This is a genomic window from Devosia elaeis (genome assembly GCF_001650025.1).
GTDB classification, from domain to species: domain Bacteria; phylum Pseudomonadota; class Alphaproteobacteria; order Rhizobiales; family Devosiaceae; genus Devosia; species Devosia elaeis.
Window position 1 is genome coordinate 1 of the sequence record NZ_LVVY01000150.1, and the last position, 3,770, is coordinate 3,770.

The window sequence follows — 3,770 nt, forward strand, 5'->3', positions numbered from 1 at the left end:
ATTGGAGCTTGACCTCAATGCCCGATTAAAGAAGCAGACGTTGCCACCATCTTCGGTTTTGAGAAGTGCGACTATCATAGTCTGGTATGGCTGCCCCGGTAGGCTAGATGCCCTCACGCCTTACTAAGGCGTGAGGGCTTTGCCTTAGTTAATGCCGGCTAAAGCCTGATGCGCCTCGTAACAGGCTGCTGCCGCTTCCCGGCCCTTGTTATGCTCATCGTCGCGGCTGCGAACGATCGCCTGTTCGTCCGTATAGGTGGTCAGGATACCGAAGGTGAGTGGAATTCCGGTTGCAAGGGATGCAGTCATCAGCCCGCTGCTGGCCGCCTCGCTGATATATTCGAAATGGGCGGTGTCCCCCTTGATAACGCAGCCAAGGCAGATCACGCCGTCGAACTTTTGCGTCCTGGCCAGGGTCTGCGCGATGAGCGGAATCTCGAATGCGCCCGGAGCGGCGACGATGTGCTCATCGGGCACGGTGATGGAATTTTCGGCCAGATAGGCCAAGGCGCCCTTGAGGAGACCGGAGGTGACCTCCTGATTGAAGCGGCTGACGACGATGGCGAAGCGGGGAGATGAAGTGCTCTGCATAGGGATCTCATAGTGTTGCGAGTGTATGGCCAAGGCGGTCGCGCTTGGTGGTCATGTAGTTCTGGTTGAAGGGATTGGCCGGAATAACGAGGGGAAGGCATTGCTCGACGACGATGCCATAGCGTTCGAGGGCTTCGGCCTTATCCGGATTATTGGTCAGCAGGCGGATGCGCGAAAAGCCCAGGGCCTTCAGCATTTGTGCTCCGACCCAATATTCACGCGCATCGACGGGATGGCCGAGCATCTGGTTGGCCACGATCGTGTCATGGCCCCGATCCTGCAGATCATAGGCCCGGATCTTGTTGCCAAGACCGATGCCGCGACCCTCATGGCCGCGTAGGTAGATCAGCGCACCGCCATCGCTGTCGGAAATCTCCTGCATGGCCTTTTGCAATTGCGGGCCGCAGTCGCAGCGGAGCGAGCCGAGAGCATCGCCCGTAAGGCATTCAGAGTGAAGGCGAACGAGGGGGACAAGCGCATCGCCTGATTTGACGGCGGCGATATGTTCGATCCCGTCGATCGAATTTCGGAAGGCATGGAGGCGCAGCATGCTGCTGGCGAAGGCCGACGGCAGGTCGGCGCTGGCGATTTCCTCCACCAGCTGTTCTGTCCTGATACGATGCTCGACGATATCTCGGACCGTCAGCAGGACCAGATCGTGCCGCTTGGCGAAGGCGATGAGATCGTCGCGTCGCGCCATCTGTCCATCGTCGCGCATGATTTCGCAGATCACGGATCCGGGTTGGAGACCGGCGAGACGAACGAGGTCGACAGCGCCTTCCGTATGGCCGTTGCGGGCCAGTACGCCACCCTCGACTGCCCGAAGCGGAAAGACATGGCCGGGTGAGACGATGTCATCGGGCTGAACCGTGGTGGATGCGGCCAGTTTCATCGTATGGGCGCGATCAGCAGCGGAAATGCCGGTCGTGATACCCTCGCGGGCTTCGATGGAGACGGTGAAAGCCGTCGAGCGCCGCGTGCGGTTGTTGCGAACCATGGGGTCCAGCCCAAGGTGGTCCACCTGTGCGCCTTCAAGGGCAAGGCAAATCAGGCCACGGCCATGCATCGCCATAAAGTTGACAGCTTCCGGCGTGGCGAATTGTGCTGGAAGGATGAGGTCGCCTTCGTTTTCACGGTCCTCATCGTCGACGAGCACGATCATGCGACCGGCCTGAAGGGCGCTCAGTGCTTGAGATAGGGCGTGCATAGGCGCTCCACATATTTAGCGATGACGTCGACTTCGACATTGACAGTGTCGCCTTCGGCCAGCGCGTGCAGATTGGTGTGTTCCCATGTATGCGGGATGATCATCACCCCCACGCGGAAGTTCTGGTCTGCGGCGTCGATGGAATTGATGGTCAGGCTGATGCCGTTGAGGGCGATGGATCCTTTAGCCACGCAATAGCGGGCTAGATCTGCGGGCACATCGAAGTCGAGCCGATAAGCACCGGCCTCTTCCTTAAAGCTGATGAGTCTGGCCAGGCCATCCACGTGGCCCTGTACCATGTGGCCGGAGAGGCGCGTCTCGAGACGAACTGACCGTTCAAGATTGACTCGATCGCCAATTTCCAGGGCGCCTAGGGCGGTTCGGTCGAGCGTTTCCGGGCTGAGGAAGAATTCTGCCACGCCGCTCTGGTCATGTGCTGCGACTGTGAGGCAGACGCCGTTTACGGCGATGCTCTCGCCCAGTTCGAGATCGGCACAGCCGGTTTCGATCGTGACTTTCAGACTGCCACCCATCGGGTCAGCGCCATGCACCCTGGCGAGGCATTCAATAATACCGGAAAACATCTAGGTCCTTTCAGTATGGGAAGGGTTGGGAATGACCTCGACGCCATCCTCGGCGCCGGGGATTGAGGTGATGCGGATATGCTCGTCCCAAAGACCGCTTTCGCGCACGCTGGCCGTTACTTGAGGCCCGGCCTCGACGAGCACTTCGAGGGCGCCGATATCGCCCAGATGGCGCAGCGTTGTGTGCAGGTCGGCCGCGATCACGGGCAGGAAGCCGCGCTGTCGGCTGGCGGCGAGATAGTCGGCGCTAATGCGTCGCCGCCGATCAAGGATAACGAGGTGACGCGCCTTGGCGGCAAAGTCCGGCACATGGCGGACTGTGAAGAGGGGCGCATCAGCCAATATTGTGCCGGAGCCGGTGAGGATGGCGTCGGATCGGCGTCGCAGCCGATGGGCCAGCGCGAGGGAAGTGGTCGATGTGAAGGTTTTCGCGCCTGCTGGCGGGATCATGCTGCCCGTAGCATCGAGCGCCTGCTTGATGGTGATCCAGGGCAGGCCGGTGCGCAGACGCTTGGCAAAGGGCCCGATCAGACGATTGGCACAACCGGCCAGGGCGGCAGCCTCGGCATGATCGAGCTTGGCAATGGATCGAACGATTATGCCCGCCTCGACGAGCGCCTGGCGGCCCCCGCCCTTTACAGTGTCGTTGGGGTCTTCGGCGCCGATCCAAACGTGCTGAGCGGGCGTTTCCATAATGGCCTGCGAACAGGGCGGCGTGCGCCCGAAGTGATTGCAGGGCTCGAGGGTGACGATCAGGGTATGGATGGCCTCGATGACACCGCGTTCCCGGCATTGCGCGATGGCCCGGGCCTCGGCGTGACCCTGTCCGGCCTTTTCATGTGCGGCGACGGCCAGCACATCGCCGATGGCGTTCAGGATAGCGCAGCCGACCGGAGGATTTGGCGCCGTTGCGCCCTCAAACGCACGTGCTGCCTCCAGCGCAAGGCGGAAGCCGGAAGCGATGGCGTCGGGGTCTGGCGATGTCTGTGGCGCGATGCCCATGCTTCGTCCTTTGCAAAAAGACGAGACTCAGGGCGCATGACGACGAGTAGCGCCCATTCCTAGGCGGAATGGTCGCGTGCTTATCCATCATGTGTTCTCTTCCATCCGGACTATACCGTCGGCCTCGGAGTTGAACCGAGTCTGCTGACCCCTCCCTTTTGGGGAGGGCGCTCGCGGGCTGATGCATCTGTGGGATGCAAACACCGCCGGTGGGGAATTGCACCCCGCCCTGAGAACGTCTGCCCGGCCAATGAGCCGAACGTGGCCCAAGTAGGACGGTTGACTGCGAATTGCAATAGCGTCTGCTTCGTCGGTCGTCTCAGCGCAAAGCTGACTGTCCGCTTTCCACCCGAGGCTGTGTGAAAACGTCTGATTATGGTATGATC

At 60.9% G+C, this 3,770-nt stretch carries 4 protein-coding genes and 1 riboswitch; all 4 genes read right to left on the bottom strand.

Translation table 11 applies throughout. The features are described 5' to 3' along the window. Positions 1-144 precede the first annotated feature (144 nt). From ribH to ribD, 4 genes are read right to left on the bottom strand one after another with little or no spacing between them, the layout of a single operon-like run. On the bottom strand, positions 145-591 hold the full coding sequence (ribH, locus tag A3840_RS18745) for a 6,7-dimethyl-8-ribityllumazine synthase (RefSeq protein ID WP_067460750.1): 447 nt from the start codon (positions 589-591) through the stop codon (positions 145-147). Between the two features lie 7 nt (positions 592-598). Next, entirely contained in the window at positions 599-1,753 is a 1,155-nt protein-coding gene (gene ribB, locus A3840_RS18750; RefSeq protein WP_245676668.1) for a 3,4-dihydroxy-2-butanone-4-phosphate synthase, read from the bottom strand. A 20-nt stretch (positions 1,754-1,773) separates the two neighbouring features. Beyond that, a complete protein-coding gene (locus A3840_RS18755) occupies positions 1,774-2,382 on the bottom strand; it encodes a riboflavin synthase (protein ID WP_067460754.1) in 609 nt (202 codons plus the stop codon). After that, positions 2,383-3,384 carry a bifunctional diaminohydroxyphosphoribosylaminopyrimidine deaminase/5-amino-6-(5-phosphoribosylamino)uracil reductase RibD gene (gene ribD / locus A3840_RS18760; RefSeq protein ID WP_067460756.1) on the bottom strand — a complete coding sequence of 334 codons (1,002 nt, stop codon included), beginning with the start codon at positions 3,382-3,384 and terminating at the stop codon, positions 2,383-2,385. 89 nt (positions 3,385-3,473) lie between these two features. Beyond that, positions 3,474-3,625, bottom strand: a riboswitch (FMN riboswitch). Positions 3,626-3,770: the final 145 nt, after the last annotated feature.

Coding starts and splice junctions, on each gene's coding strand:
- ribD (WP_067460756.1), bottom strand. CDS start 3,384: ATGGGCATCGCGCCACAGACATCGCCAGACCCCGACGCCATCGCTTCC.
- ribH (WP_067460750.1), bottom strand. CDS start 591: ATGCAGAGCACTTCATCTCCCCGCTTCGCCATCGTCGTCAGCCGCTTC.
- ribB (WP_245676668.1), bottom strand. CDS start 1,753: ATGATCGTGCTCGTCGACGATGAGGACCGTGAAAACGAAGGCGACCTC.
- A3840_RS18755 (WP_067460754.1), bottom strand. CDS start 2,382: ATGTTTTCCGGTATTATTGAATGCCTCGCCAGGGTGCATGGCGCTGAC.